Source organism: Corynebacterium urinipleomorphum, assembly GCF_900155535.1.
Lineage (GTDB): Bacteria > Actinomycetota > Actinomycetes > Mycobacteriales > Mycobacteriaceae > Corynebacterium > Corynebacterium urinipleomorphum.
Genome location: NZ_LT706961.1, coordinates 57,153 through 82,430, shown reverse-complemented (window position 1 = coordinate 82,430; position 25,278 = coordinate 57,153). Strand labels below are relative to the sequence as shown.

The following is a 25,278-nucleotide window of genomic DNA, read 5'->3' as shown; positions in this document are numbered from 1 at the left end:
CAGCAGCTGCGGGCGGTAAGCTGCCGGACTGTGAGTACGACTTTCGGACGCGACACCGCCGCCGCTGACCCAGCAGTTCCACTCGCTGTAGTCACTGTGACGTTCTCGCCGGGGCGGCACCTTGCGGGGCTCGCGGATTCGCTTTCGCGCGCGACTGAACGCCCAACGCGGTTGATCTGCGCCGACAACGGCTCCACCGATGGCGTGCCGCAGACCATGGCCGCCGAACGCGAGGACGTGGACTTCCTGCCCACAGGGGGAAACATCGGTTACGGTGCCGCGATCAATGCGGCTGCCAGGCACCTCTCTCCGGCGCGTGAGGCGGGGGAGATTGACGGAGAGTACTTCCTCATTGTCAACCCCGACGTGGAATTCAGCCCCGGCTCCCTCGATGCGCTTCTGACGTGCGCCGCGGATCACCCGCGCGCCGGGGCGGTGGGCCCGCGGATCGAGGAGTTGGACGGATCCGCGTACCCCTCGGCGCGCGAGGTTCCTACCTTGCTCACCGGTATCGGCCACGCCGTGCTGTACCCGGTGTGGCCGGGCAACCCGTTCAGCAAGGCTTACCGGGCGGGGGAGAACCTCAGCGACGTGCGCCCCGCCGGTTGGTTGTCCGGCTCGTGCCTGCTCGTGCGGTGGGACGCTTTCGATGCCATCGGGGGCTTCGACGAGCGCTACTTCATGTACTTCGAGGACATCGATTTCGGCGACCGGCTCTCCCGTGCCGGGTGGGACAATATCTTCTGCCCGGATTCCGTGATCTTCCACGACCAGGGCCATTCCGCCAAGAAGCATTCGCGCGTGACGGTGCCCGCGCACCATGATTCCGCGTACCGCTTCCAGGCGGACCGCCACCCGCACCTGTGGCAGGCGCCGGTGCGCGCCGCGTTGTGGCTCGGGCTCAAAGGTCGAGCCGCGCTGGCACGGGTGCTGGGTTAGATTCCGGCGGCCTCATGCCTTAGGCAGCGGATTTCCGATGAGTTCTACGACACTCTCCAGCCGTGCCTGCCCTGTCAAACCGCGGTTTCCCGTGCGTGAGGGGATAGGTTAAGGCGCACACCCTTTAGCGGGTGCAGGCAATACTGCTTGCGCCGACTAGCTAGAAACCGACAGAAAGGCTGCGCCACCATGGCATCCACGGTAGACCCCGCCCAGATCGACGCAGTTGTGCTCGTGGGAGGCCAGGGGACGCGGCTGCGTCCGCTGACTGTATCCACGCCGAAGCCGATGCTGCCCACCGCTGGCTATCCTTTCCTTGCGCACTTGCTGGCGCGCATTAAGGCAGCGGGCATCCAGCACGTGGTCATGGGTACCTCGTACAAGGCGGAGGTCTTCGAGGAGTACTTCGGCGACGGTTCCGAGATGGGCTTGGACATCGAGTACGTCGTGGAGGAAGAAGCCCTCGGTACAGGCGGGGCGATCCGCAACGTGGAGTCGCACCTGCGCTTTGACACGGCCATGATCTTCAACGGCGACGTGCTCTCCGGCGCGGATCTGAGCGGCATTTTGCAGACGCACGCCGACAATGACGCGGATGTGACGTTGCACCTCGTACGCGTCCCGGACCCTAGCCAGTTCGGTTCCGTGCCCACCGCCGCCGACGGCCGTGTGGAGGCGTTCCTGGAAAAGACGGAAGCTCCACCGACAGATCAGATCAACGCCGGCTGCTATGTCTTCGAACGCGACGTCATCCGTTCCATTCCGGCGGGCCGCGTCGTCTCCGTCGAACGTGAGACGTTCCCGGGCCTGCTCAAGTCCGGCGCGCGAGTCTACGGCCATGTGGACACTACTTATTGGCGGGACATGGGCCGCCCGTCGGACTTCGTGCAGGGCTCGTCGGACCTCGTCCGCGGCATCGCGCCCTCCCCGCTGTTGGAGGGGCGCACGGGAGAGTCGCTTGTCGACGATTCCGTTGGCGTAGCCGGCGGCGCCATCCTGGTCGGCGGCACTTCTGTGGGGAGGGGATCCACCATCGGTGCTGGCTGCCGCTTGGATGACTGCGTTGTCTTCGACGGTGTGACCATTGAGCCGGGCGCCGTGATCCGGGATTCCATCATCGCCTCCGGAACGACCATCGGTGCGAATGCCCGCATCCAGGATTGCGTCATCGGAGACGGCGTGAGCATCGGTGCCCGCTGCGAGCTGCAAGCGGGCATGCGTGTGTGGCCGGGCGTGACTATCCCGGATCTGGGAATCCGTTTTTCGCCGGACGCGTAGCGACACGCCGGGGGAGCAGCCGATTAGTTGTCAGCAGGGGAGCCACCTACTAGATGTAGTGCCCCCGCTATCTACCCCCGGACCGGGTGGCATGTGACTCGTGTGACTGGTGTTGCGCGCCACGGCCCAAACGGGCGCTAATCCCCAGCGGGCGGATAGTTTTGCCGTGCTTCGTGTTGACGCTATTTAGTGCGCGAGGGTCTAATCACATTAGTGTAATCAGCACCCCGCGAGCGGGGCAGTGTTGACGGCATTGCTTCATGGCGGGCTTTGGCTATAGGTGCCACGGCAGCAACACGGCGACAGACGAGACTCAGAAAGGGGACGGCGTGGAAGACATGGTTTCAGGCGCCACTCTCCGCGGCGCGGCCGCGGGCGGAATGACCCTCGACGAACTGTTCGGCACCGTCGAGCAGGAGTGGCAGGACCAAGCCCTGTGCGCTCAGACCGACCCGGAGGCGTTCTTCCCGGAAAAGGGTGGCTCCACACGTGAAGCGAAGCGCATCTGCCAGGCATGCGCCGTGCGCGACGAATGCCTCGAGTATGCGCTCGAGCACGATGAGCGCTTCGGTATCTGGGGCGGGCTCTCCGACCGTGAGCGCCGTCGTCTGCGCAAGCAGATCGGCTAGACGCACCGGCCGCGTTGGGCCGGGGAGATCCACGAGAATTATTGACCGCAGGCGTGCGCCTGTGGTTTTTTCGTTCAGGGGTCAGGCCTGATTGGGGGGCGCCGGCCTTTATCTTTTGGCGGTCAGAGCCACTGGAACCGGGGGTTGATGTCCCGCGGGTCGAGGTTCAAGTAGTGCGCGACGAGCGCGGTGAGGGTGGTGTCTAGTAGTTCGGCGCGCTCAATCGCGTTCGTGGTGCGCTGCTCGATGGGCATGCGGAAAAGCACGATCCGGGCGCGCGTCGGGTTGCCGGCGCGGTCTACACCTGCCTGCAGTACTCGGGCGAGGGGGACGGGTCCGTCGGCGAAGATCTCGTCGGGGATGATCATGTCGGAGCTCAGCCGCATGCGGGGGATCGTGTCCACGGCTAGGTCCACCCCGGTGAGCTGCTCAAAGAACCGGTTTTGCAGCGGGGCGTACGCTTCCAGCACTGCCTGGTCGAAGTCCGTGGAGCGGGTGCGGTAGCGGGGCACTGCGACGGGAAGGATAGGTCCGCGCACGCCGCGCTCGTGGCGGTCGCGCCGTATAGGCAGGCGCGTGGAGTCAGCGCTGGCGGGAGTCATGCCTTCCAATCTAGGGCGGCTCGCGCGGCTGGTGAGGCGGGCGCGCCGCGTGGCACGAGCCAAAATTTAAAGCTTGGGTTTAGACTATGGGCCCGTGAGTACCTTCCGCCGTTGTTGCCGCCCCGGGTGTGGCCGCCCTGCCATCGCCACCCTCGTGTACGCGTACTCCGAGAAAACCGCCATCGTCGGACCGCTCGCTCCGTCGCCGGACCCGCACGCGTGGGACCTGTGCCAGCGGCACTCTGAGCACATCACGGCGCCTGTCGGGTGGGAGATGGTGCGCATCGACAACATCGAGCTTTCGGACGAAGAAGAGATCACCGCGCTGGCCCAAGCCGTCAGCGAGGCCGGTCGCGTCACCACGGGCCTGGTGGACACCACGCAGGACCCGATTGAATTCGACAGCGAGCGAGACTTCACCAACCCCGACACATCCAATCACCCCGTCTACCGCACCAAGCGGGTGGGGGAGCACCTCGCTGAGCATAAGGCGGCTCGCCGCGCGCATCTGACCGTCGTTCCGGACCCAGATGCCGAAGACACCGGTGACCCCGGTAGCCCTGCTGAGCAGGACTGATTCCCCGCCGATCTGCAGCTTCGGCTCTGGCCGGACCTCGATGGTCGCGCACAGGTTTAAGATTGGTTGGCATGACTGAACAACCGTCGAACCCCCGCACCCGCTCCCGCGAGAACGTCGAAGCGGCGATCAAGGCCTATGACATCCGCGGTGTCGTCGAGCCGGCTGACAAAGCCACCGTGGACGAGGACTTCGTCTTCGATGCTGGCGCCGCCTTCGCGTCGATCCTGCGCGGGGAAGGAGAGACCACCGTCGCTGTCGGCCACGACATGCGCCCCTCCTCACCGGCCTTGGCCGCGGCATTCGGCCGCGGTGTGGTCAGCCAGGGGCTCGACGTGCTCGAGCTCGGTCTGACCTCCACCGACGAGCTGTACTTCGCGGCCGGTGTGATTGGTTGCGCCGGAGCAATGTTCACCGCATCCCACAACCCGGCCCAGTACAACGGCATCAAGCTGTGCCGTACCGGTGCAACCCCGGTTTCTCAGGACACGGGTTTGGCTGAAATCACTGACATGCTTGTCGGCGGTGTTCCTGCCTACGACGGCGATGCAGGAACTGTCACCCAGCGCGACATCCTCGGCGACTACGCGGACTTTCTCCGGGACCTCGTGCCGGTGCCGAGCGACCGGAAGCTCGTCGTCGCGGTCGACGCCGCCAACGGCATGGCCGGCCACACCGTCCCGGCGGTGCTGGGCGAAGAAGACAACTTGGATATTCGCCCGCTCTACTTCGAGCTCGACGGCACGTTCCCCAACCACGAGGCCAACCCCCTGGATCCGAAGAATTTGGTGGACTTGCAGGGGTTCGTCGTCAAGCAAGGCGCTGATATCGGCCTGGCCTTCGACGGCGACGCGGACCGCTGCTTTGTCGTGGACGAAAAGGGCGAGCCGGTCTCCCCGTCGGCGATCACGGCGCTGATAGCCGAGCGCACGCTGGAGAAATCCCCCGGAGCGACGATCATCTACAACGCCATCACCTCTCAGGCAGTGCCCGAGCTGATTGAAGCCCAGGGCGGCACCGCTGTGCGCACGCGCGTGGGCCACTCCTACATTAAGGCGCAAATGGCGGACAAGGGCGCGCTGTTCGGTGGTGAGCACTCCGCACACTACTACTTCGCCGAGTTCTTCAACGCGGACTCCGGCATGGTCGCGGCACTCCACGTCTTGGCGGCTCTGGCTGAGCAGGACAAGCCGCTGTCGGAACTGATGGCCAGCTACAACCGTTACGCGGCGTCCGGCGAGATCAACTCCGAGGTCGCTGACCAGCAGGGCACGATGGACAAGGTCGTGGAAGCGTTCGCGGACCGCACCGAGAGCGTCGACCGGCTCGACGGTGTGACTGTCTCTCTGGCTGGCACCAAGGCGTGGTTCAACGTCCGCGCGTCCAACACCGAGCCGCTGCTGCGCCTTAACGTGGAGGCGGAGACCCAAGAAGAGGTCGACGCTCTTGTGGACGAGGTGCTGGGCATCATCCGCGGTTAAGGTGCGGGGTATGAGCCCACAGACGGATCCGGACCGCAGCTACTACGACGGTGCCGCCGAGTACGACCGCGAAACGGTGCGGTTCTTCGACGTCGCGCACGAGGGCGCGCATGTCCGCGCTGTCGCTGAAGCCGCCGGCATGCTGGCCGGGCTACGCGGGTCCTCACCGCGCAGCGTGGTGCTACTGGTCACCGATGCGGTGTCCGAAGCCGCGGCGGAATGCGCAGCCGCGCTCAACGCCTTCGGCCGTGCCCCAGTGATGATAACGCGGACACTGCCGGAATTCGTGGGTGCGCTCGACGTGGTCGTGGTGGTCGGGGACGCCCCAGACGCGGAGACTGTCACCCGGCAGGTGGTTGCGGCTGCCGGCCGCGGCGCCGAGGTGATTCTCGCGGGGCCGGTGGACGGGCCCGTGGTAGAGGGTGCCCCGCGCGGCGTCATTCTTCTTCCGGCCCCGCCGACCGCGGACGGTGCATCCCCCATGCGGACAATCGCCGCTGTCACTGCGGTATGCGCCGAACTGTCTCACTCGCCCTGCGGTCTCAACGTCATGGCTGATGCCGTCGACGAGGAGCTCCGCCAGCTCTCCCCGGAACGCGACACGACTGTGAACCTGGCGCGACAACTGCGCGAGTATGCAGAGGGCGCCCGCATCCTGCACACCGGCTACACCGCCACCGGCGCGGCGGTGGCGCGGCTCGTCGCTGCACTGTGGTCTGCCCGGGGTCTGCCCAGTGGCTTCGTCGGGCAAGAGGATCTGGCCGCGGCGCTGGAATACAGCGGGGAGACGGATGGTTCCGCTCCATCCGGCGGCTCGGGCGGTGTGGACGATATCTTCTACGACCCATTCATCGACGGCCCGCCCGCGCATGTGCCGGTGAAGGTCGTTGTGTGGGCGCAGCGCGAACCGCACCTGCTCGGGGCACGAGCTGAGTACATCGAGGACAGTGCTGATGACGGTGAGATCGTCGGGGCGCTCCGGCTCATCGTGCGGGGGCTGGCGGCCACCGCGATGCAGGCCGCCAGCTGAATGAGAACCTGAAAGGCAAGAAAGTGGAGCTGCTCACCCCAGCGCTGCAGACGTACCCGTGGGGCTCACGCACACTGTTGGCTCAGCTGCGCGGGGAAGACTCACCTGCGGCCTCGCCCCAGGCGGAGCTGTGGTTCGGGGCGCACCCGGCGGCACCCGCCACGGTCGGTGAAGTGGGGCTCGACGACGTCATCGCTGATGATCCGGTGGACGCTCTTGGGCCGGCTGTTCGGGGTGAATTCGGCGACTCTTTGCCGTTCCTGCTCAAAATCCTCGCGGCAGATTCACCTTTGTCCATCCAGGCGCACCCCACTGCGGCTCAAGCGCGCGCAGGCTTCGAAGCGGAAAACGCCGCCGGGATCCCGCTGGACGCACCTCAACGGAATTACAAGGACCCCAACCACAAACCGGAGCTGCTTGTCGCGCTCACGCCGTTCCGCGCCTTAGCTGGGTTGCGGGCGGTGGAGCGAACCCTCGCACTCTTCGATCACCTCGACTGCCCAGAATTGTCCCGCTACTCCGCCATGCTGCACACGGCAGACCAAGAAGAGGGGCTCCGCGCCCTGTTCACCACATGGATCTCCCTGCCGCGGGTGAAGAGGGTGGAGGTGATTGAGGGGGTGAGGGGGTGCGTCGATAAGCGGAGCTTTGCTCATGCTCCGTTGTGGATGCGCGAGGCCGTGCGGTGCTTTGACCAGCTTGCCCATGCATACCCGGGCGATGTCGGAGTGTTGGCGTCGTTGCTGCTCAACTACATCGAGCTCGCGCCGGGCGAGGCACTGTACCTCGGTGCCGGGCGGCTTCACGCTTATGTGGAAGGCATGGCCGTGGAAATCATGGCTAACTCCGATAATGTCCTGCGCGGCGGGCTGACCACGAAGCATGTGGATGTGCCGGAACTAGTGCGCATCACGGACTTCACGCCGTTGGATGACCCACGAGTGGGGGACAGCGCCGCTGGTGGCGCACACGACTTCGATGTACCCGTGCGGGATTTCAGGCTCACGCGTTACGAACTGGCTCCCGGTGACGGCTTCGATGTAGCCACATCCGGTCCCGCGATTGTGCTGTGCACCGGTGGTACCGCGAACTGCGGCCCGTTGGAACTGACGCCGGGCAGCGCGGCATGGATCCCGGCGAGCGACCCGGATGCGCGGGTGACGGCGCGCGGCAATGAGAACGCCGAGGTCTTCTACGCCCGGGTGACGCGCTAGTTATTCGCTTCCGCCCCGTTTTCGGTGCCGGCATTCTCGGCAGGGGCGAGTGGCACGCGCGTGGATGCGGAGAATGGGTCCTCCGGCCGCTTCGGACTGTCTCCGTCCTGATTCCTGGAGCCTACTGCTGCTTGGCCGGCGTTCAGGGCCTTCTCGGCGATCTCGGAGGTGACCTGGGCGCCAGCTGAGTTCTCTTCTTCCTCTGAAGCCTTCTGCGGCTCGGTGTTCGCCGGTGATGTGCCCTCCGCGTCGCCTTCGCTGGGTTGCTGCGGCTCCTCCGGCTGCTCCGGCACGACGGTCGTGGAATTCGGCCGGACAGTGGTCCGCGTCGGTTCTCCCCGCTCCGCCGGGACGTACCCGCCGCTGTTCGGCTGTTGTGTCTGCTCCGGGGCCGACGTGCGCGTGGTCTGCGGGGCCGGTGCCGCATTCGTCGGGCGGTAGTAAGAGATCTCCTCCGAGCCGCCGCGGGCACCATCAAGGTTGGCGTTGCGTGGAGCAAGAGGATCGAAGCCCTCGCCCGCCTGGGTATCTCCGTTGTTTCCGTTTCCGGTGCCAGCGGTGTCGGTGTTGGCGCTTTCGCCGTTCTCGTCGCGGCGGCGGTCCGTCGTGGAGCTCGTTTCCGAGGACACAGCCGTTTTCTTCGTGCTCCGCTCGTCCGCATCAGCGGCTGCGACCGGCTGGCCAGCGATCTCTGTTTGCTGGCCAGTCAGGTTCACACCTGCATCGGAGACCTTCCACACCAAAACACCGACGATGACGGCCAGCGACAGACCGGATGCGAGAAAGATGGCGAAGCGGCGGCTGGTCAGTTCCATGTCCGGCATCTCCTTCCTCTGCGCGAGGCCCCCGCTGGTCCGGGGTGTTCGTGTGTCTTGTTTGTCTCTCGATTTCTCAGCTCGGATAACAACTCGGTAACAAGCTATCAAGGAATCGGCAACGAATCTAGCCCCGCCGCGGAAAATAGTGCGGGGAATTAGCCGCGGTTCATGGTGGACAGACGGTCGAAGAGCCAGTAGAAGTGGACGTGACTGATCAACCCCACTGATACGGACTATTGCGGCGGCGGGGAAACGAGCCGGAAGGAGAGCGGCGTGAGCACTTGGGACTTGGCCATTTTCAACGAGGACGCGAACGTCGACTTTCTCGACGACCTCGCTGACATGGACCACGAGGAGACAGTGGAGGCGGTGCGCGACGCGTGTCTGCTCGCCCTGGACAAGGACAACGCTACGGATGAGGAGCTGCTCAACGGCCAGGCCGCAGCCACCATCGCAGCGATTTGGGCGGGTGCACCGTACAGTGCCGGGGAAATCGCGGACACACATTCTTTCATCCGCGCGTCCTCGGTCGAGCTCGACGAGAAGCTTGTCGACGCAGCAGTGGCCATCCTCGAAGACATCGACTCCGAGCAGGACGTGGACCAGTTCATCGAGGCTCTGTCCTAATCCCCGCGGCGCACGACCTAAGCTAGCCACGGTAGCTAGCCACAGTCAGTAACAAATTCGAAGCGATTCACGCGTTCCAACCAAGGAGAACATGTCAATGAACCAGGATCTCAGCCAGGACTTCAAGGTCGCCGACCTGTCGCTGCACGAGGCGGGCCGCAAGCAGATCGACCTGGCCGAGCACGAAATGCCGGGCCTGATGCAGCTGCGCCGCGAGTATGCGGAGGAGCAGCCGCTCGCTGGTGCCCGCATTGCTGGCGCGATCCACATGACCACCCAGACGGCGGTGCTCATTGAGACGCTGACGGCCCTGGGGGCGGAGGTCCGCTGGGCGTCCTGCAACATCTTCTCCACGGAGGACGCAGCTGCCGCCGCCATCGTTGTGGGCAAGGACGGCACCCCGGAGGATCCGAAGGGCGTGCCCGTCTTCGCGTGGAAGGGCGAGACTCTCGAAGAGTACTGGTGGTGCATGAACCAGATCTTCAGCTGGGGTGAGGGCGTGTACCCGAACATGATTCTCGACGACGGCGGCGACGCCACCATGGCCGTGATCAAGGGCGCCGAATTCGAAAACGCCGGTGCTGTTCCGGCTGCCGCTGGCACCGATTCCGACGAGCAGGTCGCCTTCTTCAACATGCTCCGCGAGACGTTGGCTGACCAGCCGCAGAAGTGGACGGAGACCGCGAAGTCCGTCAAGGGCGTGACGGAGGAGACCACCACCGGTGTCCACCGCCTCTACCACTTCGCCAACGAGGGCACCCTGCCGTTCCCGGCGATGAACGTCAACGACGCGGTGACCAAGTCCAAGTTCGACAACCGCTACGGCACCCGGCACTCCGTCATCGACGGCATCAACCGTGGCACCGACATGCTCATCGGCGGCAAGAAGGCTCTCGTCTGCGGCTACGGCGATGTGGGCAAGGGCGTTGCCGAGGCTCTCGACGGCCAGGGTGCGATCGTGTCGGTCACCGAGGTCGACCCGATCAACGCCCTGCAGGCGCTCATGGACGGCTACCGTGTGGTCACCGTCGACGAAGCCATCGCGGACGCCGACATCATCATCACCGCCACGGGCAACCTCGGCATCATCACATTCGACGACATGCTGAAGATGAAGGACCACGCCGTGTTGGGCAACATCGGCCACTTCGACAACGAGATCGACATGGCTTCCCTGCTGCACCGCGAGGACGTCACCCGCCTGAACATCAAGCCGCAGGTGGACCAGTTCACCCTGCCGTCCGGCAACTCGATCATCGTCCTGTCCGAAGGCCGCCTGCTCAACCTGGGCAACGCCACGGGCCACCCGTCGTTCGTGATGTCCAACTCTTTCGCCGACCAGACCATCGCGCAGATCGAATTGTTCACCAACAACGGCCAGTACGAGAACCAGGTGTACCGCCTGCCCAAGATCCTCGACGAGAAGGTCGCCCGCATCCACGTCGAAGCCCTCGGCGGCACGCTCACCGAGCTGTCCAAAGAGCAGGCCGAATACATCGGTGTCGACGTCGCCGGCCCGTTCAAGCCGGAGCACTACCGCTACTAATGATCATCGCTCTCGAAGGCATTGACGGCGCCGGCAAGAACACGCTCGTTCAAAAACTGATCCGCGAACTCGCGGCCACCGACGGGATCGATAGCGCGGCGACCATGTCGTTCCCGCGCTACAACGAATCTCTCCACGCACAGCTCGCGGCCGACGCGCTGCACGGCAAGATGGGCGACCTCACCGACTCCGCCCACGGTATGGCGACACTGTTCGCCCTCGACCGGTACGGGGTGGTCGGGGAGCTGCGGCAGTGGGCGTCGTCGCCAAGCGATGTGCTCTTGCTCGACCGCTACGTCGCCTCGAATGCGGCGTACACATCGGCGCGCACGGGGCGTATCGACGACCGCGCATGGGTCGCCGAGTTCGAATTCGATCGCCTCGGGCTCCCGCGGCCGGACCTGCAGGTGCTCGTTGGCACCTCGCCGGACACCGCGCGGGAGCGGGCCGCGAAGCGCGAGCAGGAGGACGCGACGCGCACCCGCGACCGCTACGAGCGCGATACGGCGCTCCAAGACGCGACGTACGCCGCATACGTGGAGATGGCGGAGACTGGCTGGGAGGGTCGCTGGATTCGCGCGACAGATGCGGTGCCTATTATTGAAGCGATTGGGCACCTGCGCGTTTAAGGAGTATTGATGACGCCGAAGATTCTCGTTGTCGACGACGACCCCGCCATCTCCGAGATGCTCACCATCGTGCTGGAGGCCGAAGGCTTTGAAGCCAAGCCCGTCACCGACGGGTTGGAGGCCATCCCGGCATTCCACAGCTACCAGCCGGACCTGATCTTGCTGGACCTCATGCTCCCAGGCATGAGCGGCGTGGACATCTGCAAAGAGATCCGCAAGGAATCGGCGGTACCGATTGTCATGCTCACCGCCAAGACCGACACCGTCGACGTGGTGCTGGGCCTCGAATCAGGCGCGGACGATTACATCACCAAACCCTTCAAGCCCCGCGAGCTGGTCGCGCGCATCCGCGCCCGTCTGCGCCAGAACACCGAGGAACCGTCGGAGGTGCTGGAAATCGGGGACTTGACTATCGATGTGCCCCAGCACATCGTCACCCGCGGCGACACCGAGATCAATCTCACCCCGCTGGAATTCGATTTGCTTGTGGAGCTCGCCCGCAAACCGCACCAGGTGCACAGCCGTGAAGAGCTCCTGGAGAGTGTGTGGGGCTACCGCAATGCCTCCGACACCCGTCTGGTCAACGTCCATGTGCAGCGCCTGCGCGCCAAGATCGAGCACGACCCGGAGAACCCCGAGATTGTCCTCACCGTGCGCGGCGTGGGCTACAAGACTGGACGGTCGGGGGTGTAACAGACCCTGGCTACCAATCTGAAACGGGCCAGGGAAAGCCTCGCCCACCGGTGGCGGACCTCGTTGCAGGTCCGGTTTGTGGGCACGGTGCTCATCGTTTCGGCGATTGTCATGGGCGTGCTCGCCCTTGCTCTTGCGTCTGTGGTGACGGAGCGTCTTGTCAGCCTCAAGATCGAGAACGCCCAATACGACTTGGAGCGTGTCCGCGGCACGGTGGAAGAGCAATTGCGCAATACCTCCGCCACGGGCGCATCCACGCAGAGCCGCCTGAACACCGCGCGTGCGGCGCTGGCTCAGCGTTCCCAGCAAGATCAGCCTGCCACCGGTGCGTATGAGCCGGTGTTGGTGGTGCCGCAGAACAACGGCGTGATCACCTCGCCGGAGGATTTCACTGTGCCGGAGCGGTTGATCGACTTCGTCTCCCAAAGCCAGGTGGCCTACCAGTTCAACCCGGTGAATAACGGGGGCCGGCAGTATGACGCCTTGATCATCGGCACCCCCACAGACTCCGATATCCCGGGGCTGCAGCTCTACCTGGTCATGGACATGGCCAGCGAACGCCAGACATTAGCGCTCATGCGCGGTCTGCTCACCTCCGCCGGCATCGTGGTCGTTGTTCTCTTGGTGGGCATTGCCTGGCTGTCGTCCCAACAGCTGGTTGCGCCGGTGCGTTCCGCGTCCCGCATCGCGGAGCGCCTTGCCGGCGGCCACCTGCGCGAGCGCATGGCTGTCGAAGGGGAAGACGAGATGGCCCGCCTGGCGTTGTCGTTCAACGACATGGCCGACAACCTGTCAAGCAAGATCACCCAGCTGGAGGAGTACGGCGACCTGCAGCGGCAGTTCACCTCCGACGTGTCGCACGAGCTCCGCACCCCGCTGACCACGGTGCGCATGGCCGCCGACATGATCGCGGCGGACGAGGAAAGCCTTGAGCCGCACACGCGCCGCGCTTCCCAGCTCATGATCCGCGAGCTGGACCGCTTCGAAGCTCTTCTCGCCGATTTGCTGGAGATTTCGCGTCACGACGCCGGCGTGGCCGACCTCTCCACCGCCACCATCGACGCACGCTCGCCGATCGAGTCCGCGTGGTCCCAGACATCTGTGCTGGCCGAAGAACTCGACGTGGCAGTCGAGTTCGACATCCCCGAAGAGCCTGTGCAGATGGTCGGCGACTCCCGCCGCATCGAACGCATCGTGCGCAACCTGCTCGCGAATGCGATTGACCACTCTGAGGGCAACCCCGTGTGCGTGGAGCTGGCCGCTAACGACGAAGCCGTGGCAATCACCGTCACCGACGGTGGTGTGGGTTTGAAGCCGGGGCAGGAGGAGCTGGTTTTCAACCGCTTCTGGCGCGCGGATTCCTCCCGCAAACGCCACTCCGGCGGTACGGGCCTGGGCCTGGCCATCGCGCGGGAGGATGCCCTGCTACACCACGGGACTCTTGATGCCGCAGGCACCGCCGGTGTGGGGTCCCAGTTCCGTCTTGTGCTGCCGCGCGACCCGGAGGTGGGCTTCACCGATGCGCCGCTGCAGCTGCACGCCCCCGGCGCGCCCGAGAAGAATGACGCGTCCGAGCCTGAGGGCACCGCCCGCGCCGATGCGGGAATTGATTCAGCAGCCCCTGCCGCCACCCCAGTCGAGGAGCGTGAGCAGTGATGGCCGCACACACTCCGCTCAAGAAACCAGCCCTGAAGGCAACCGCGGCAGCCTGCTCCGCTGTAGCTCTCTTCGCGGTCGGAGGGTGCGCGACGCTGCCGACCACCACGGAGCCGCACGTCCTGCACGAGTTTGAGGGGCGCCCGGACCCGCAACTGGAGATGGAGCCGACCAAGAACGCCGAACCGGACCTGCTGCTGCGCGAATTCTTCACCGCTTCCGCCAACCCGTCCGGCCAGTACGAAGCCGCGCGCCGCTATCTGACGGGGCCAATGCAGGAGGTGTGGGAACCCCGCGAGGAGATCCTGATCCTGGACACTTTCGAGCTCACCTCTCGGCCCCTGACGGACCAGACGAAGCGCTCGTATGCGGTGGAGGGCCGCATCGTCGGCTCCCTGGGCCCCGGTGGTGTTTTCCGGCCCCAGAACCAGCAGTACCAGGCCACGATGGAACTGGCGCAGGAAGACGGCGAGTGGCGCATCGCTGGCTTGCCTAACGACGTCGTGGTGGACCGCGTCGAGCTGCGCAACCACTACGAGCCACGCAACGTCTACTTCTACGACTCGACCGATCAAGCGCTCACCCCCGACCGCCGTTGGGTGTATTCCGGATCTGCGTCCCGGGAGGACGCGTTGTTGAACTTGCTTGTGGAGGGCCCCTCGTCCGTGATCGCCCCTGCTGTGTCCACTGCTGCGGCAGATGACGCGGCTTTCACCGGCTCCAACGACGGTGTGTACCGCTTCACGGGGTTGGCTGATGCGGATGAGAAGACTCGTGCCCGTTTTGCCGCGCAGGTGGTGTGGACGCTCGCATCCGCAGGTGTTCCGGGCCCATACCCCGTCACGCTCAACGGCGTGCCCATGGTGGGGGAGACGCAGGAGCTGACCACCGAGCAATTCCGCGAACTCGACCCGATCAAAGAGATCGACGGGGGCCCGGACCTGTACACGTTGCGTGACGGGGGAGTGACCAGTGTGGACAAGCTCGGCGACGGTGAGGAGCCGGTGGTCGAGCCAGTAGAGTCCTTGAACAAGCTGGGCAGCGTGTCCTCCGTGGACATCGGCGATGACGGCAATTACGCCGCGGTGGTGAACGTCAGCGATAACGAGCAGGCGCTTGTCGCCGGCAACGTGGACGGACCCAGCAAAGAGGTTCAGCGCGCCGGGAGCTTCACCCGCCCCACCTTGGAGCCGGGACACAATGCTGCCTGGGTCGTCGCCGACGGTAAAGGCGTCATCCGCGCAGACCGTTCCGCGGCGACGGGGGAGGTGGACGTGTCTAGCGTCCAGGTGCAGCTGCCGCCGAATGTGGATGGTGAAATCACCTTCCTGCGCCTGTCCGACAGCGGTTCGCGCGTGGCCATGATCGTTGACGGGCACCTCATCGTCGGAGTGGTGGAGCGGCGCGAGAACGGGCAGCGAGCGGTGGTCAACACCGCGAAGTACGCCGACGTGGAGCTGGATGGTTCCGCCGTCAGCGTCGACTGGCAGCCAGATGGTTCCCTGCTGGTGGGCACCTCAGCGAACCAGCGCCCTGTGATGCGGGTGGAACAGGACGGGTCCTCCCTCACCGCTCTGCCCTCCGGCAACGTCGGCGGACCTGTTGTCGCAGTTGGCGCAACGGCGGAGACGATGTACATCACCGATTCCAAGGTGCTCATGCGCATGCCGCTGCCCACCAAGGACTCGCTGAACTGGCGCGAAGTGCCCGGCCAGCAGGGCGTGCGTGCTGCCCCGGTGGTGCCGCGGCCGTGATCGGCGAGCTGCTCCTCCCGCGGCGGTGCGCCGGGTGCCGGACACCCGGACACCTGCTCTGCCCGCGGTGCCGGACGCAGCTCGCATCTCCCCCGTTCCGGCATACCCCCGGCGCGCCTGTCCATGTGCCAGTGTTCGCGCTCGGCCCTTACGCGGACCCGCACCGCGGGGTGATCCTGGCCATGAAGGAGCACAACAACATGACCGTGCGGCGGCATGTCGGCGCGGTGCTCGCCGCTGCTCTGCGTCACTTGGAAGCGCAGGGAGAAATCCCATCCGGCGCGCACCTAGTGCCGGCGCCCACTCGCGCCACGTCCGCCCGATCCCGAGGCGGCGACCCGGTCACCGCGATCTGCCGGGCGGCGCAGTACCCGACGCACCCGGTGCTGCGTCTCGCGGAGGACACCCCCGATCAAGGCTCGCTCGATGAATCGGGCAGGCGGCGGAACCTCCAAGGCATGGTGTCCATCTCCGCTGTGCCCACCCGCCCCGTCATCGTGGTGGATGATGTGGTGACAACGGGGGCGACGCTTCAAGCGAGCGTCGAAAAGCTGCTTGCCTGTGGTGGCGATGTACGCGCGTGCCTTGTTCTGGCGGCTGCCTAGAAGCAGCGTTACAAACACGTGAACTCATGGAAACCGCGGGGTGGCGGGCGGTATAATTCTAAGTAGAGCGAGCGATTGCGTTCGACGTTCCCGACCAGAAGGAGGAAAGCAGATGACCTCTGCAAACGAGAACAACAACGAAGCCCTGGCCCCCGAAGCACAGGTGACCATCACGGGCCGAAACGTCGAGGTTCCGGAGCACTTCCAGGAGCGCGTGAACAGCAAGCTGGCCAAGATCGAGAAACTCGATCCGTCCCTGACCTTCTTCCACGTCGAGCTGCAGCACGAGCCCAACCCGCGCCGTGAAGCGCAGGCCAACCGCATCCAGATCACCGCGACCGGCAAAGGGCACCTCGCCCGAGCAGAGGCCAAGGAAGACAGCTTCTACGCCGCGCTCGAGTCCGCTGTGGGCAAGATGGAGCGCTCCCTCCGCAAGGTCAAGGTCCGCCGCGAGATCTCCATGGGCGGCCACCGCGCACCGAAGTCCACCGGCCAGATCGCCGCTGAACTCGCTGCCGAGGCTGAGCAGGCGCGCTCCCAGCAGGAGGAGCAGGCCAATGTCGACCCGTACGCGGTTGAAGAACAGCTGCCCGGCCAGGTCGTGCGCACCAAGGAACACCCGGCCACCCCGATGAGCGTGGACGATGCCCTGTCCGAGATGGAGCTGGTGGGCCACGACTTCTACCTGTTCATCAACTCCGAGACCAACCGCCCGTCCGTGGTGTACCGCCGCCACGCGTACGACTACGGTCTGATCACCCTCGTGCCCGAGGAGGAAGCTGGCGAATAAGCACAGCTGACATGTGACAGGCCCTGCCCGTTTCCTCGCTGCGCGCGCCGGGGGAGCGGGCGGAAGCATTTTCACAGTCGACTACCAGCACTTCGTGTGCGCCTCAGAGTGGTCCGGATTTCGTGCGTGCGTACAATAGCGGTTTGAACAGCGAGCAAGGCCGTCGCGTTTACGGCGCCCTGGTCGCGCAAAATGTATCCAACCCCGAAAAGGAAGCACAACGTGTTCGGACTGTCCAAGCTGTTGCGTGCCGGTGAAGGCCGCACAGTCAAGCGCCTTTCCAAGATCGCGGACGACGTTCTCGCTCTGGAGGACGAATACGCCGCGTTGACCGATGATGAGCTCAAGGCGAAGACCGACGAGTTCAAGGAGGCGCTGGCAAACGGCCAGTCCATGGACGACATTCTGCTGGAGGCTTTCGCCACCGCCCGCGAGGCATCCTGGCGCGTGCTGGGGCAGAAGCACTACAAGGTGCAGATCATGGGTGGCGCCGCCCTGCACTTCGGCTCTGTCGCCGAGATGAAGACCGGTGAAGGCAAGACCCTGACCTCTGTGCTGCCGGCGTACCTCAACGGGCTGGAGGGCAAGGGCGTCCACATTGTCACGGTGAATGATTACTTGGCTAAGCGCGACGCGGAGATGATGGGCCGCGTCCACCGCTTCTTGGGCCTCGAGGTCGGCGTGATCCTTTCCGAGATGCGTCCGCCGGAGCGTAAGCAGGCTTACGCCGCCGACATCACCTACGGCACCAACAACGAATTGGGCTTCGACTACCTGCGCGACAACATGACCAAATCGGTCGACGAGATGGTGCAGCGCGGCCACGACTTCGCCATCGTGGACGAGGTCGACTCGATTCTTATTGACGAAGCTCGTACCCCCCTCATCATTTCCGGCCCCGTCGACGGATCCAGCCAGTTCTACACCGTCTTCGCCCAGCTGGCGCCCCGCATGCGCGAGGGCATCCACTACGAGGTGGACCAGCGCAAGCGCACCGTCGGCGTTTCCGAGGAAGGCGTGGAGTTCGTCGAGGACCAGCTGGGCATCGACAACCTGTACGCCCCCGAGAACTCCCAGCTGGTCAGCTACCTGAACAACGCGCTGAAGGCAAAGGAGCTCTTCGAGCGCGACAAGGACTACATCATCCGCAAGGGCGAGGTTCTCATCGTCGACTCCTTCACCGGCCGTATCCTGCCCGGCCGCCGCTACAACGAGGGCATGCACCAGGCCATCGAGGCCAAAGAGGGCGTGGAGATCAAGAACGAGAACCAGACCCTGGCCACGGTCACGCTGCAGAACTACTTCCGCCTCTACGACAAGCTGGCCGGCATGACCGGTACGGCCGAGACCGAGGCGGCGGAGCTCAACCAGATTTACAAGCTCGGCGTTGTGGCGATCCCGCCGAACAAGCCGAATATCCGCCAGGACAAAGACGACCTGATCTACAAGACGCAGGAAGCCAAGTTCGCCGCGGTCGCCGAGGACATTGCTGAGCACGTGGAGAAAGGCCAGCCTGTGCTGGTGGGCACCACCTCTGTCGAGCGCTCCGAGTACCTATCCCAGCTGCTTGCGCGCAAGGGCGTTAAGCACAATGTGCTCAACGCGAAGCAGCACGAGGAAGAGGGCCGCATCATCGCCGAGGCGGGACTGCCGGGCAACGTCACCGTGTCCACCAACATGGCCGGCCGCGGTACCGACATCGTGCTGGGCGGTAACCCCGAGGTCCTGCTGGACGCCAAGCTCAAGGAGCAGGGCCTGGATCCGTTCGAGGACGAAGAGGCGTACCAGGAAGCATGGGACGAGCAGCTGCCCAAGGCCAAGGAGCGCTCCAAGCAGCTCGGCGACGAAGTGCGCGAGGCCGGCGGCCTCTACGTCATCGGCACTGAGCGCCACGAGTCCCGCCGCATCGACAACCAGCTCCGCGGCCGTTCCGGCCGTCAGGGTGACCCGGGTGAGACCCGCTTCTACCTCTCCATGCGCGACGACCTCATGGTGCGCTTCGTGGGCGCGTCCATGGAGAACATGATGAACCGCCTCAACGTCCCCGATGACGTCCCGATCGAGGCTGGCATGGTCTCCCGCTCCATCAAGGGCGCGCAGTCCCAGGTGGAGAACCAGAACTTCGAGACACGCAAGAACGTGCTCAAGTACGACGAGGTGCTCAACGAGCAGCGCAAGGTCGTCTACCGCGAGCGCCTGGAAATCCTGCAGGCCAAGGACATCAAGGACCAGATCCGCAGCATGATCGATGACACCGTCGGCGCCTACGTCGACGGCGCCACGTACGACGGCTACGTCGAGGACTGGGATCTGGACGAGCTGTGGAATGCGCTCGACTCCCTCTACGGCCCGAATGTCACTCCGCAGGAGCTTATCGACGGCGCTGAGTACGGTTCCCCGGGTGAGCTCACCTCTGCGCAGCTGCGTCAGGCTGTGCTCGATGACGCCCACAAGTCCTACGACGAGCTCGAGGACAAGGTGATTTCCATCGGCGGTGAAGACCAAATGCGCAATGTGGAGCGCATGGTGATTCTGCCGATCATCGACACCAAGTGGCGCGAGCACCTCTACGAGATGGACTACCTCAAGGAAGGCATCGGCCTCCGCGCGATGGCGCAGCGGGATCCTCTGGTGGAGTACCAGAAGGAGGGCGGCGACATGTTCAACGCCATGAACGACGGCGTGAAAGAAGAGACCGTCCGTCAGCTGTTCATGCTGCGTAAGCAGTTCGAGCAGCAGGAGCAGCAGCCGATCGAGCAGGCCTAGGCCGAACCTGGCCTAGAGCACCCGGAAGGACTCGAGCCGGTCCGCTTTGACGCGCGCCACCCAGGCGTAGCGCGTGCCTTCGGACACAGCTGTGCCGAAGAACTCGTGGCCGCGTCGCCGGCTGGTGTCCACGCGCACGTGACCGGGTGGCAGCCCGCCGATCCGCCGCGCCCTCACATAGGTGCGCACCATAGGCGCGAAGGTCCGTTTCTGCAGTGCGCGGATGTCCCGGATGCCGAATGCGGCGTCCAGCGCCACCCGGATCAGCGGGGAGAACGACGGGGACTCGCGCAGGGAAATAGCGGGCCTGCGTAGAGGCGGCGAAGGGTGCGAAGCTGGCGCGGGGAGGAGCACTTTCATGTGCGTGTGGCCAGGAACGGGGTAGTACATTGCTTCAAAACCTCCGTGTGAAGAATGCGGCCGAGAGGTGGTTCTCGGCGCTTCACCCCGGGGGCGGACGCGGCGTGGGCTAGGTAGTATTGTGCCAGGATCCGGGCGGGTTGTCCGGGAAGATCAGCCGCTCAAGGTCTACTGAAGTAGACAATGCGGGGCGGCAGCGAAGCCATTTGAGTCATTAGGACACTACGACACCAGGAAACGGGGACGTTGATGCAGGGTTTGATTGTGGACTACGCCGGAGTGCTCGACGTGGACGGCGAGGACGTGAAACGCTGGCAGGCGCTGCTTGCCGCGCTGAAGGACAACGAGATCAGCACAGCTATTTTGTCCAATGACCCGGGCGGCCCGGAAGCGGACTCCATCCGCGAGTGGGAGTTCCGCGGCCACGTCGACGCTGTGGTGCTCTCCGGCGAGGTCGGGGTGGAAAAGCCGGAGAAGGCTGCGTTCCAGGCCGCAGCCGACGCGATCGGTTTGCCGCTGGAGGAGTGCACGATGATCGACGACGACATTTTGAACGTCCGCGGCGCAGTTGAAGCCGGATTGATCGGCATCCTGCACACCGCATTCGACCGCACGGTTGTGGAAATCCAGTCGCTCTACGGCATTGAGGGCGAGTTCTAGTGCGCGTCTACATTCCCGCCACCTTCGCCATGCTCAAGGAGCTCGACGCGGAGGGCACCGTCCACGCCCGCAGCGGGTGGGGCTTCGCCGCCACGCCGGCGCTGACGGAGTTCTTCACTTCAGGCGACGAAGAGGAGATTGAGGCCGTCGCATTCGATGACGCCGCGCTCGCCTCCCTGCGCCTGTTGGCCATTGGTGACGAGACGGACTTCCCGCACCGCCGCGTGGTCATTTCCGCCGACGTGGATGCCGTGCCTCAGCCCGACATGGGAGAGTCCGTGGTGAAGCTGTCCGTCCCCGTCACCCTCGAGGACGTCGCCGCGATCCACGTGGACATCGCCGACGCGGAGGAAGCAACCAAGCGCGCGACCGAGCTTATCGACGCCGCTGATCTCGGCGACCAAGACGCCGAACTCGCCGTGGGCGATGCCCAGGACAATTACCTGGCCTTCTACGACCCGACTGAGCTGCCCTTCCTCGTCGAACTGCTGTAAGCGCTGTGAGGCGGCCTAGCCGCGACTAGTCGTACGTCGTCTCGTTGATCCGCAGCGCCACCAGCAGGCGCCGCACAGCCTGAACGCGCCGTCCGATGACGGAGTCGGGGTCGAATTCGTCCCACGCGCACTCCGGGTCCGCCGGCGGACCGGCGTGCGTGCAGCCGCGCGGGCAACGCTCCGTCGCCTCAGCCAGATCCGGGAACGGGGCGATCACTTCTTCGGGCGATACGTGAGCCAGGCCGAAGGAGCGGATGCCGGGGGTGTCGATGATCCAACCGCCGCCGGGCAGCTCCAGCGCCACCGACTGGGTGGAGGTGTGGCGGCCCTTGCCCACACCGGAGACCTCCCCGGTCTCGCGGTTGGCGTCAGGCACGATCCGGTTGACCAACGTGGATTTGCCCACGCCGGAGTGGCCGATGACGGCGGAAAGGCGGCCCTCGATACGCTCGAGCAGCGCCGCCACGTCGTCGTCGATGCCAGTGCGCAGGACCTCCACGTCCAAATCCGCGAGCTCCTTTTCGAATTCGCCCGGGTCCGCCAGATCCGACTTGGTCAGGCACACCACGGGGGTGACACCGCCGACGAATGCGGCGACCAGCGCTCGCTCCACGAACCCGGTGCGCGGCGGGGGATCGGCCACAGCGCAGACGATGAGGAGGATCTCCGCGTTGGCCACCACGATGCGCTCGTACGGGTCGGTGTCGTCGGCTGTGCGGCGCAGCTCCGAGGTGCGCTCTTCGCGTTTGACGATGCGCGCCAGCGTGTCCTTGACCCCGCTTGTGTCGCCTACCACCCCGACGCGGTCACCGACCTCGATAGAGGTGCGGCCCAGCTCGCGGGCGCGCATGCACACTACACGCGTGCCGTCTTCCAGCACCACGCCCCAGCGGCCGCGGTCTTTGGTGATCACCAAGCCCACCACCGCATCCTCGTGCTTCGGGCGGTCCTTTGACCGCGGGCGCGAACCCTTGCCCGGCCGGACCTTCACATCCGATTCGTCGTAGCTGGAGAAGTCCCGTCCGCCGCGCCTAGCCATGCAGCATGTCCGTCCACATTGCGTCGAAGCCAGGCAGGGTCTTCGCTGTGGTACCGATGTCCTCGACCTCCACGCCCTCCGTGGTCAGACCGATGATCGCGCCGGCCGTGGCCATGCGGTGGTCGGCGTAGGAGTGCCAGGTGCCGCGGTGCAGGGGAGCGGGGGTGATGCGGAGGCCGTCCGCACGCTCCTCGCATTGGCCGCCGAGCCCTGTGATCTCCGCGGTGAGCGCGGCCAGCCGGTCGGTCTCGTGCCCGCGCAGGTGCGCGATGCCGGTCAGTTCGCTCGGTGTGGACGCCTGCGTGGCCAGCGCCGCGACAGTGGGGGTGAGCTCCCCGATATCGCCCATGTCCAGCTCGATGCCTTTCAGCTCGCCTGGCGCCGGGCCGGTCACGATGAGGGTGCTGTCATCCTCGTCGCCTTCAAAGCGCACCTTACAACCCATGTTTTCGAGGATCTCCCGGATGACGTCGCCGGCCTGCGTCGTCTTCCGCGGCCAGTGGGGGATGCTCACCGTTCCACCCGTCGCGGCTGCGGCCGCGAGGAAGGGTGTGGCATTGGACAGGTCCGGCTCAATCACCCACGTGCCGCCCGCGATGGGGCCCGGGTGCACGGTCCATTCATTGGTACCGGAATCGACCTTCACGCCTGCGGCGCGCACCATATCCACAGTCATTTCGATGTGGGGCGCGGATGGCACACGCTCTCCGGTATGGACGATGTGCAGACCGTCCTTGAAACGCGCACCCGCCAGCAGCAACGCGGAGACGAATTGGGAGCTCTTCGAAGCATCCATTTCAATCCGGCCGCCCTCCGCCACGCCTGTGCCGAGGACAGTGAACGGCAGCGAGTCGCCCTCGATGTCCACGCCAGCATCGCGCAGCGCGTCCAGCACCGTGTCCACGGGACGCACGCGGGCTTGTTCGTCGCCGTCGACATGCACCGAGCCGTCCGCGAATGCGGCGACAGCGGGAACGAAACGCATGACGGTACCCGCCAGACCGCAGTCGATCGTGGCGCCGGTCAGCGTCCCCGGGGTCGCAGTGAGGCGGTCGCCGTCGGCGGTGAACTGGACACCCATCGCCTCAAGTGCGCCCTGCATGAGGTCGGTATCGCGGGAGCGCAGCGCGCCGACGAGAGTGCTCGGTTCGCTCGCGAGAGCAGCGAGCACATACGCCCGGTTCGTGATCGATTTCGAGCCGGGCACCACCACGGTGCTGGTGAACGGCTCAGGATGAAACGGCGCTGGCCACAATTGCGTCATGCGGGCCATCCTACCCAGCCGTCCGCGGGCATAATGGGAAGGCATGTGTGGACGATTCGTTCTCTTCACCACCGGCGATGACCTCATCGACGCTGTCGGCTCATTGCCAGGCATCACGGAGGTCCACGCCCCCGACGGCACCCCGCCGCCGCGCTACAACATCGGGCCCACGCAGCAAGTCCCGCTCATTAGAGTCAACGGCGAGCGAGCGCTTATCGACGCCGCTAGGTGGGGTCTCCTCCCCACCTGGAAGAAAGACGAGACCGGCCCGCCCCTATTCAATGCTCGCGGCGAGACGGTGGCCGAGAAGCCCTCGTTCCGCTCCGCCTTCAAGGACCGCCGCGGCCTGATGGTGCTAGACGGGTATTACGAGTGGAAGCAGGGCGAGTCCACCGCGTCGGGGAAGAAAGAGAAGCAGCCGTATTTCGTGCGCCCGGAACACGGAATGCTGTACGCCGCGGCGCTGTGGGAGACCGGTCTGGACAAACTTTCCACCACGATGGTGACCACCGACGCCGCCGAGAACATGGCGTGGTTGCACCACCGCCTTCCGTTGTTCCTCCGCGAAGATGAGATCGAGCAGTGGGTCCACGGCACGCCGGAGGAAGCCCTCGAGCTCGTGCACCCCTCCCGCGTCGCCGACCAGCTGCAGTGGCGCCCCGCCGCTCAAGAAGTGGGCAATATACGCAACGAGTACGCCGAACTCATCGGCGACGGCTCGATGAGCACGACACCGGTTGGCTGATTACTCAGACGCGATGTCCGCGAACTCTGCACTGCATAGTTCCGCGAGATCCGCTGGCGACATTGCGATGGACAGGCCACGCTGACCCGCGGAGACGGTGATGGTGGGGGAGGGGCGCACCGAGGCGTCGATAAGCGTGGGCAATGCCTGTTTGGTTCCCAGCGGCGAGATGCCTCCCACGATGTACCCGGTGAGGCGCTGCGCGGCCTTCGGGTCCGCCATCTCCGCGTTCTTCCAGCCGAGCGCCTTCGCCGCGTGTTTGAGCGACAAGTGCCCGGCGACCGGGACGCAGCACACCGCATAATCGCGCTCGTGGTGGATGACCAGCGTCTTCAGCGTCTGTGCGGCGTCGAGTCCCAGCTCCTGAACCGCGTGCTCCCCGAAATGGTCCGTGCCCGCGGTGTAGGAGAGGACCTCGTGCTCCACGCCCGCTTCCTGCACTACTTCCAACGCATGAGTCTTCGCTGCCATAGGGCCAAGCCTAGTCCTGCCGCGCGGCCGCTAAGATGGCACCCATGGCCGGAAATGACCTTGAACAGCGCTTCACCGAGGAGGCGATGCCGCTGCTGGACCAGCTCTACGGCGGCGCGCTGCGCATGACGCGCAACCCCCAAGACGCTGAAGACCTGGTGCAGGAGACCTACCTCAAGGCCTTTAACGCGTTCGACTCCTTCAAGGAGGGAACGAACCTCAAGGCATGGCTCTACCGGATCATGACCAACACGTACATCAACTCGTACCGGAAGAAACAGCGCCGCCCGCTAGAGACCTCCGCCGAAGATGTCACCGACCGGCAGCTGTACACCACCAGCTCCCACGACTCGACCGGACTGCAATCCGCCGAGGTCGAAGCGCTGAAGAACCTGCCGGACACCCAGATCGCCGAAGCGATGAACTCGCTCAACGACGACTACCGCATGGTCGTCTACTACGCCGACGTCGAAGGTCTGGCTTATAAAGAAATCGCCGAAGTCATGGACATTCCCCTGGGAACAGTCATGTCGCGCCTCCACCGTGGAAGAAAACAGCTCCGCGAATTGTTGAAGGATGTGGCGAATGAACAAGGCATTGGTCTTTAAGGA

General features: G+C 65.1%; 26 protein-coding genes. 20 read left to right on the top strand and 6 right to left on the bottom strand.

Annotated elements, in window-relative coordinates; all coding sequences use genetic code 11:
- The first annotated feature begins 30 nt into the window (after positions 1-30).
- From CZ338_RS00465 to CZ338_RS00455, 3 genes are all read left to right on the top strand, one after another.
- Positions 31-939, top strand: coding sequence for a glycosyltransferase family 2 protein (locus tag CZ338_RS00465; protein ID WP_087116163.1), 909 nt, complete (start codon positions 31-33; stop codon positions 937-939).
- A gap of 189 nt (positions 940-1,128) precedes the next feature.
- Complete coding sequence (manB, locus tag CZ338_RS00460; protein ID WP_087116087.1) at positions 1,129-2,217, top strand: mannose-1-phosphate guanylyltransferase; 1,089 nt, start codon at positions 1,129-1,131, stop codon at positions 2,215-2,217.
- A gap of 338 nt (positions 2,218-2,555) precedes the next feature.
- A complete protein-coding gene (locus CZ338_RS00455) occupies positions 2,556-2,846 on the top strand; it encodes a WhiB family transcriptional regulator (RefSeq protein WP_282597884.1) in 291 nt (96 codons plus the stop codon).
- 122 nt (positions 2,847-2,968) lie between these two features.
- On the opposite strand, the gene CZ338_RS00450 is transcribed toward CZ338_RS00455, so the two are convergent.
- Positions 2,969-3,448 (bottom strand): metallopeptidase family protein, encoded by a 480-nt coding sequence (locus CZ338_RS00450; protein WP_087116085.1) that lies wholly within the window; start codon positions 3,446-3,448, stop codon positions 2,969-2,971.
- A gap of 94 nt (positions 3,449-3,542) precedes the next feature.
- Between CZ338_RS00450 and CZ338_RS00445 the strand changes: the two genes are divergently transcribed.
- The 4 genes from CZ338_RS00445 (at position 3,543) to manA (ending at position 7,750) form a co-directional block, all read left to right on the top strand.
- Positions 3,543-4,025: a DUF3499 domain-containing protein gene (locus CZ338_RS00445; RefSeq protein WP_087116083.1), complete on the top strand. Its 483-nt coding sequence runs from the start codon at positions 3,543-3,545 to the stop codon at positions 4,023-4,025.
- Between the two features lie 71 nt (positions 4,026-4,096).
- Positions 4,097-5,506, top strand: a complete 1,410-nt coding sequence (locus tag CZ338_RS00440) for a phosphomannomutase/phosphoglucomutase (protein WP_087116082.1) — start codon at positions 4,097-4,099, stop codon at positions 5,504-5,506.
- A 10-nt stretch (positions 5,507-5,516) separates the two neighbouring features.
- The gene (locus tag CZ338_RS00435) at positions 5,517-6,536 is read left to right on the top strand and encodes a hypothetical protein (protein WP_087116080.1); all 1,020 of its coding nucleotides are present in this window, start codon (positions 5,517-5,519) and stop codon (positions 6,534-6,536) included.
- Between the two features lie 23 nt (positions 6,537-6,559).
- Positions 6,560-7,750, top strand: coding sequence for a mannose-6-phosphate isomerase, class I (manA, locus tag CZ338_RS00430; protein ID WP_087116078.1), 1,191 nt, complete (start codon positions 6,560-6,562; stop codon positions 7,748-7,750).
- Here manA and CZ338_RS00425 read toward each other — a convergent pair.
- Positions 7,747-8,565: a hypothetical protein gene (locus CZ338_RS00425; RefSeq protein ID WP_143341218.1), complete on the bottom strand. Its 819-nt coding sequence runs from the start codon at positions 8,563-8,565 to the stop codon at positions 7,747-7,749. The two genes, manA and CZ338_RS00425, sit on opposite strands and share 4 nt — an antisense overlap.
- 276 nt (positions 8,566-8,841) lie before the next feature.
- On the opposite strand from CZ338_RS00425, the gene CZ338_RS00420 reads away from it, so the two are divergent.
- The 9 genes from CZ338_RS00420 to secA all read left to right on the top strand — a co-directional run bounded on the left by CZ338_RS00420 (position 8,842) and on the right by secA (position 19,634).
- Positions 8,842-9,195, top strand: coding sequence for a DUF4259 domain-containing protein (locus CZ338_RS00420; protein WP_087116074.1), 354 nt, complete (start codon positions 8,842-8,844; stop codon positions 9,193-9,195).
- A gap of 97 nt (positions 9,196-9,292) precedes the next feature.
- Entirely contained in the window at positions 9,293-10,741 is a 1,449-nt protein-coding gene (gene ahcY, locus CZ338_RS00415) for an adenosylhomocysteinase (protein WP_087116073.1), read from the top strand.
- Positions 10,741-11,370 (top strand): dTMP kinase, encoded by a 630-nt coding sequence (locus tag CZ338_RS00410; protein ID WP_087116071.1) that lies wholly within the window; start codon positions 10,741-10,743, stop codon positions 11,368-11,370. Before ahcY ends, CZ338_RS00410 begins: the two co-directional genes overlap by 1 nt.
- Positions 11,371-11,379: 9 nt before the next feature.
- A complete protein-coding gene (gene mtrA / locus CZ338_RS00405) occupies positions 11,380-12,063 on the top strand; it encodes an MtrAB system response regulator MtrA (RefSeq protein WP_087116069.1) in 684 nt (227 codons plus the stop codon).
- Positions 12,064-12,126: 63 nt separating this feature from the next.
- Complete coding sequence (gene mtrB, locus CZ338_RS00400; RefSeq protein WP_328588344.1) at positions 12,127-13,719, top strand: MtrAB system histidine kinase MtrB; 1,593 nt, start codon at positions 12,127-12,129, stop codon at positions 13,717-13,719.
- Positions 13,719-15,473 carry an LpqB family beta-propeller domain-containing protein gene (locus tag CZ338_RS00395; RefSeq protein ID WP_087116067.1) on the top strand — a complete coding sequence of 585 codons (1,755 nt, stop codon included), beginning with the start codon at positions 13,719-13,721 and terminating at the stop codon, positions 15,471-15,473. The genes mtrB and CZ338_RS00395 overlap by 1 nt, the downstream gene beginning before the upstream one ends.
- 125 nt (positions 15,474-15,598) lie before the next feature.
- A complete protein-coding gene (locus tag CZ338_RS00390) occupies positions 15,599-16,078 on the top strand; it encodes a ComF family protein (RefSeq protein WP_235839370.1) in 480 nt (159 codons plus the stop codon).
- Positions 16,079-16,190: 112 nt separating this feature from the next.
- On the top strand, positions 16,191-16,868 hold the full coding sequence (gene hpf / locus CZ338_RS00385; protein ID WP_087116063.1) for a ribosome hibernation-promoting factor, HPF/YfiA family: 678 nt from the start codon (positions 16,191-16,193) through the stop codon (positions 16,866-16,868).
- A gap of 222 nt (positions 16,869-17,090) precedes the next feature.
- Positions 17,091-19,634 (top strand): preprotein translocase subunit SecA, encoded by a 2,544-nt coding sequence (gene secA / locus CZ338_RS00380; protein ID WP_087116061.1) that lies wholly within the window; start codon positions 17,091-17,093, stop codon positions 19,632-19,634.
- A gap of 12 nt (positions 19,635-19,646) precedes the next feature.
- Here secA and CZ338_RS00375 read toward each other — a convergent pair whose 3' ends face one another.
- A complete protein-coding gene (locus tag CZ338_RS00375; protein ID WP_087116059.1) occupies positions 19,647-20,024 on the bottom strand; it encodes a hypothetical protein in 378 nt (125 codons plus the stop codon).
- A gap of 219 nt (positions 20,025-20,243) precedes the next feature.
- Between CZ338_RS00375 and CZ338_RS00370 the strand changes: the two genes are divergently transcribed.
- Both CZ338_RS00370 and CZ338_RS00365 read left to right on the top strand, forming a co-directional pair.
- A complete protein-coding gene (locus CZ338_RS00370; protein WP_087116057.1) occupies positions 20,244-20,654 on the top strand; it encodes an HAD-IA family hydrolase in 411 nt (136 codons plus the stop codon).
- Positions 20,654-21,148 (top strand): DUF6912 family protein, encoded by a 495-nt coding sequence (locus tag CZ338_RS00365; RefSeq protein WP_204211790.1) that lies wholly within the window; start codon positions 20,654-20,656, stop codon positions 21,146-21,148. The genes CZ338_RS00370 and CZ338_RS00365 overlap by 1 nt, the downstream gene beginning before the upstream one ends.
- 25 nt (positions 21,149-21,173) lie before the next feature.
- Here the strand turns inward: CZ338_RS00365 and rsgA are convergent, their stop codons facing one another.
- Both rsgA and aroA read right to left on the bottom strand, forming a co-directional pair.
- Entirely contained in the window at positions 21,174-22,187 is a 1,014-nt protein-coding gene (gene rsgA / locus CZ338_RS00360; RefSeq protein WP_087116055.1) for a ribosome small subunit-dependent GTPase A, read from the bottom strand.
- Positions 22,180-23,451, bottom strand: a complete 1,272-nt coding sequence (aroA, locus tag CZ338_RS00355; protein WP_162287279.1) for a 3-phosphoshikimate 1-carboxyvinyltransferase — start codon at positions 23,449-23,451, stop codon at positions 22,180-22,182. Before aroA ends, rsgA begins: the two co-directional genes overlap by 8 nt.
- 43 nt (positions 23,452-23,494) lie before the next feature.
- On the opposite strand from aroA, the gene CZ338_RS00350 reads away from it, so the two are divergent.
- Positions 23,495-24,196, top strand: coding sequence for an SOS response-associated peptidase (locus CZ338_RS00350; protein WP_087116051.1), 702 nt, complete (start codon positions 23,495-23,497; stop codon positions 24,194-24,196).
- Here CZ338_RS00350 and ybaK read toward each other — a convergent pair whose 3' ends face one another.
- On the bottom strand, positions 24,197-24,667 hold the full coding sequence (gene ybaK / locus CZ338_RS00345) for a Cys-tRNA(Pro) deacylase (protein WP_087116049.1): 471 nt from the start codon (positions 24,665-24,667) through the stop codon (positions 24,197-24,199). It lies immediately after the preceding gene.
- Between the two features lie 44 nt (positions 24,668-24,711).
- Between ybaK and CZ338_RS00340 the strand changes: the two genes are divergently transcribed.
- On the top strand, positions 24,712-25,275 hold the full coding sequence (locus tag CZ338_RS00340; RefSeq protein WP_087116047.1) for a sigma-70 family RNA polymerase sigma factor: 564 nt from the start codon (positions 24,712-24,714) through the stop codon (positions 25,273-25,275).
- Positions 25,276-25,278: the final 3 nt, after the last annotated feature.

Coding starts and splice junctions, on each gene's coding strand:
- ahcY (WP_087116073.1), top strand. CDS start 9,293: ATGAACCAGGATCTCAGCCAGGACTTCAAGGTCGCCGACCTGTCGCTG.
- CZ338_RS00435 (WP_087116080.1), top strand. CDS start 5,517: ATGAGCCCACAGACGGATCCGGACCGCAGCTACTACGACGGTGCCGCC.
- CZ338_RS00455 (WP_282597884.1), top strand. CDS start 2,556: ATGGTTTCAGGCGCCACTCTCCGCGGCGCGGCCGCGGGCGGAATGACC.
- hpf (WP_087116063.1), top strand. CDS start 16,191: ATGACCTCTGCAAACGAGAACAACAACGAAGCCCTGGCCCCCGAAGCA.
- CZ338_RS00425 (WP_143341218.1), bottom strand. CDS start 8,565: ATGGAACTGACCAGCCGCCGCTTCGCCATCTTTCTCGCATCCGGTCTG.
- CZ338_RS00395 (WP_087116067.1), top strand. CDS start 13,719: ATGGCCGCACACACTCCGCTCAAGAAACCAGCCCTGAAGGCAACCGCG.
- CZ338_RS00370 (WP_087116057.1), top strand. CDS start 20,244: ATGCAGGGTTTGATTGTGGACTACGCCGGAGTGCTCGACGTGGACGGC.
- CZ338_RS00450 (WP_087116085.1), bottom strand. CDS start 3,448: ATGACTCCCGCCAGCGCTGACTCCACGCGCCTGCCTATACGGCGCGAC.
- CZ338_RS00375 (WP_087116059.1), bottom strand. CDS start 20,024: ATGTACTACCCCGTTCCTGGCCACACGCACATGAAAGTGCTCCTCCCC.
- CZ338_RS00440 (WP_087116082.1), top strand. CDS start 4,097: ATGACTGAACAACCGTCGAACCCCCGCACCCGCTCCCGCGAGAACGTC.
- CZ338_RS00340 (WP_087116047.1), top strand. CDS start 24,712: ATGGCCGGAAATGACCTTGAACAGCGCTTCACCGAGGAGGCGATGCCG.
- mtrA (WP_087116069.1), top strand. CDS start 11,380: ATGACGCCGAAGATTCTCGTTGTCGACGACGACCCCGCCATCTCCGAG.
- CZ338_RS00410 (WP_087116071.1), top strand. CDS start 10,741: ATGATCATCGCTCTCGAAGGCATTGACGGCGCCGGCAAGAACACGCTC.
- ybaK (WP_087116049.1), bottom strand. CDS start 24,667: ATGGCAGCGAAGACTCATGCGTTGGAAGTAGTGCAGGAAGCGGGCGTG.
- rsgA (WP_087116055.1), bottom strand. CDS start 22,187: ATGGCTAGGCGCGGCGGACGGGACTTCTCCAGCTACGACGAATCGGAT.
- aroA (WP_162287279.1), bottom strand. CDS start 23,451: ATGACGCAATTGTGGCCAGCGCCGTTTCATCCTGAGCCGTTCACCAGC.
- CZ338_RS00350 (WP_087116051.1), top strand. CDS start 23,495: ATGTGTGGACGATTCGTTCTCTTCACCACCGGCGATGACCTCATCGAC.
- manB (WP_087116087.1), top strand. CDS start 1,129: ATGGCATCCACGGTAGACCCCGCCCAGATCGACGCAGTTGTGCTCGTG.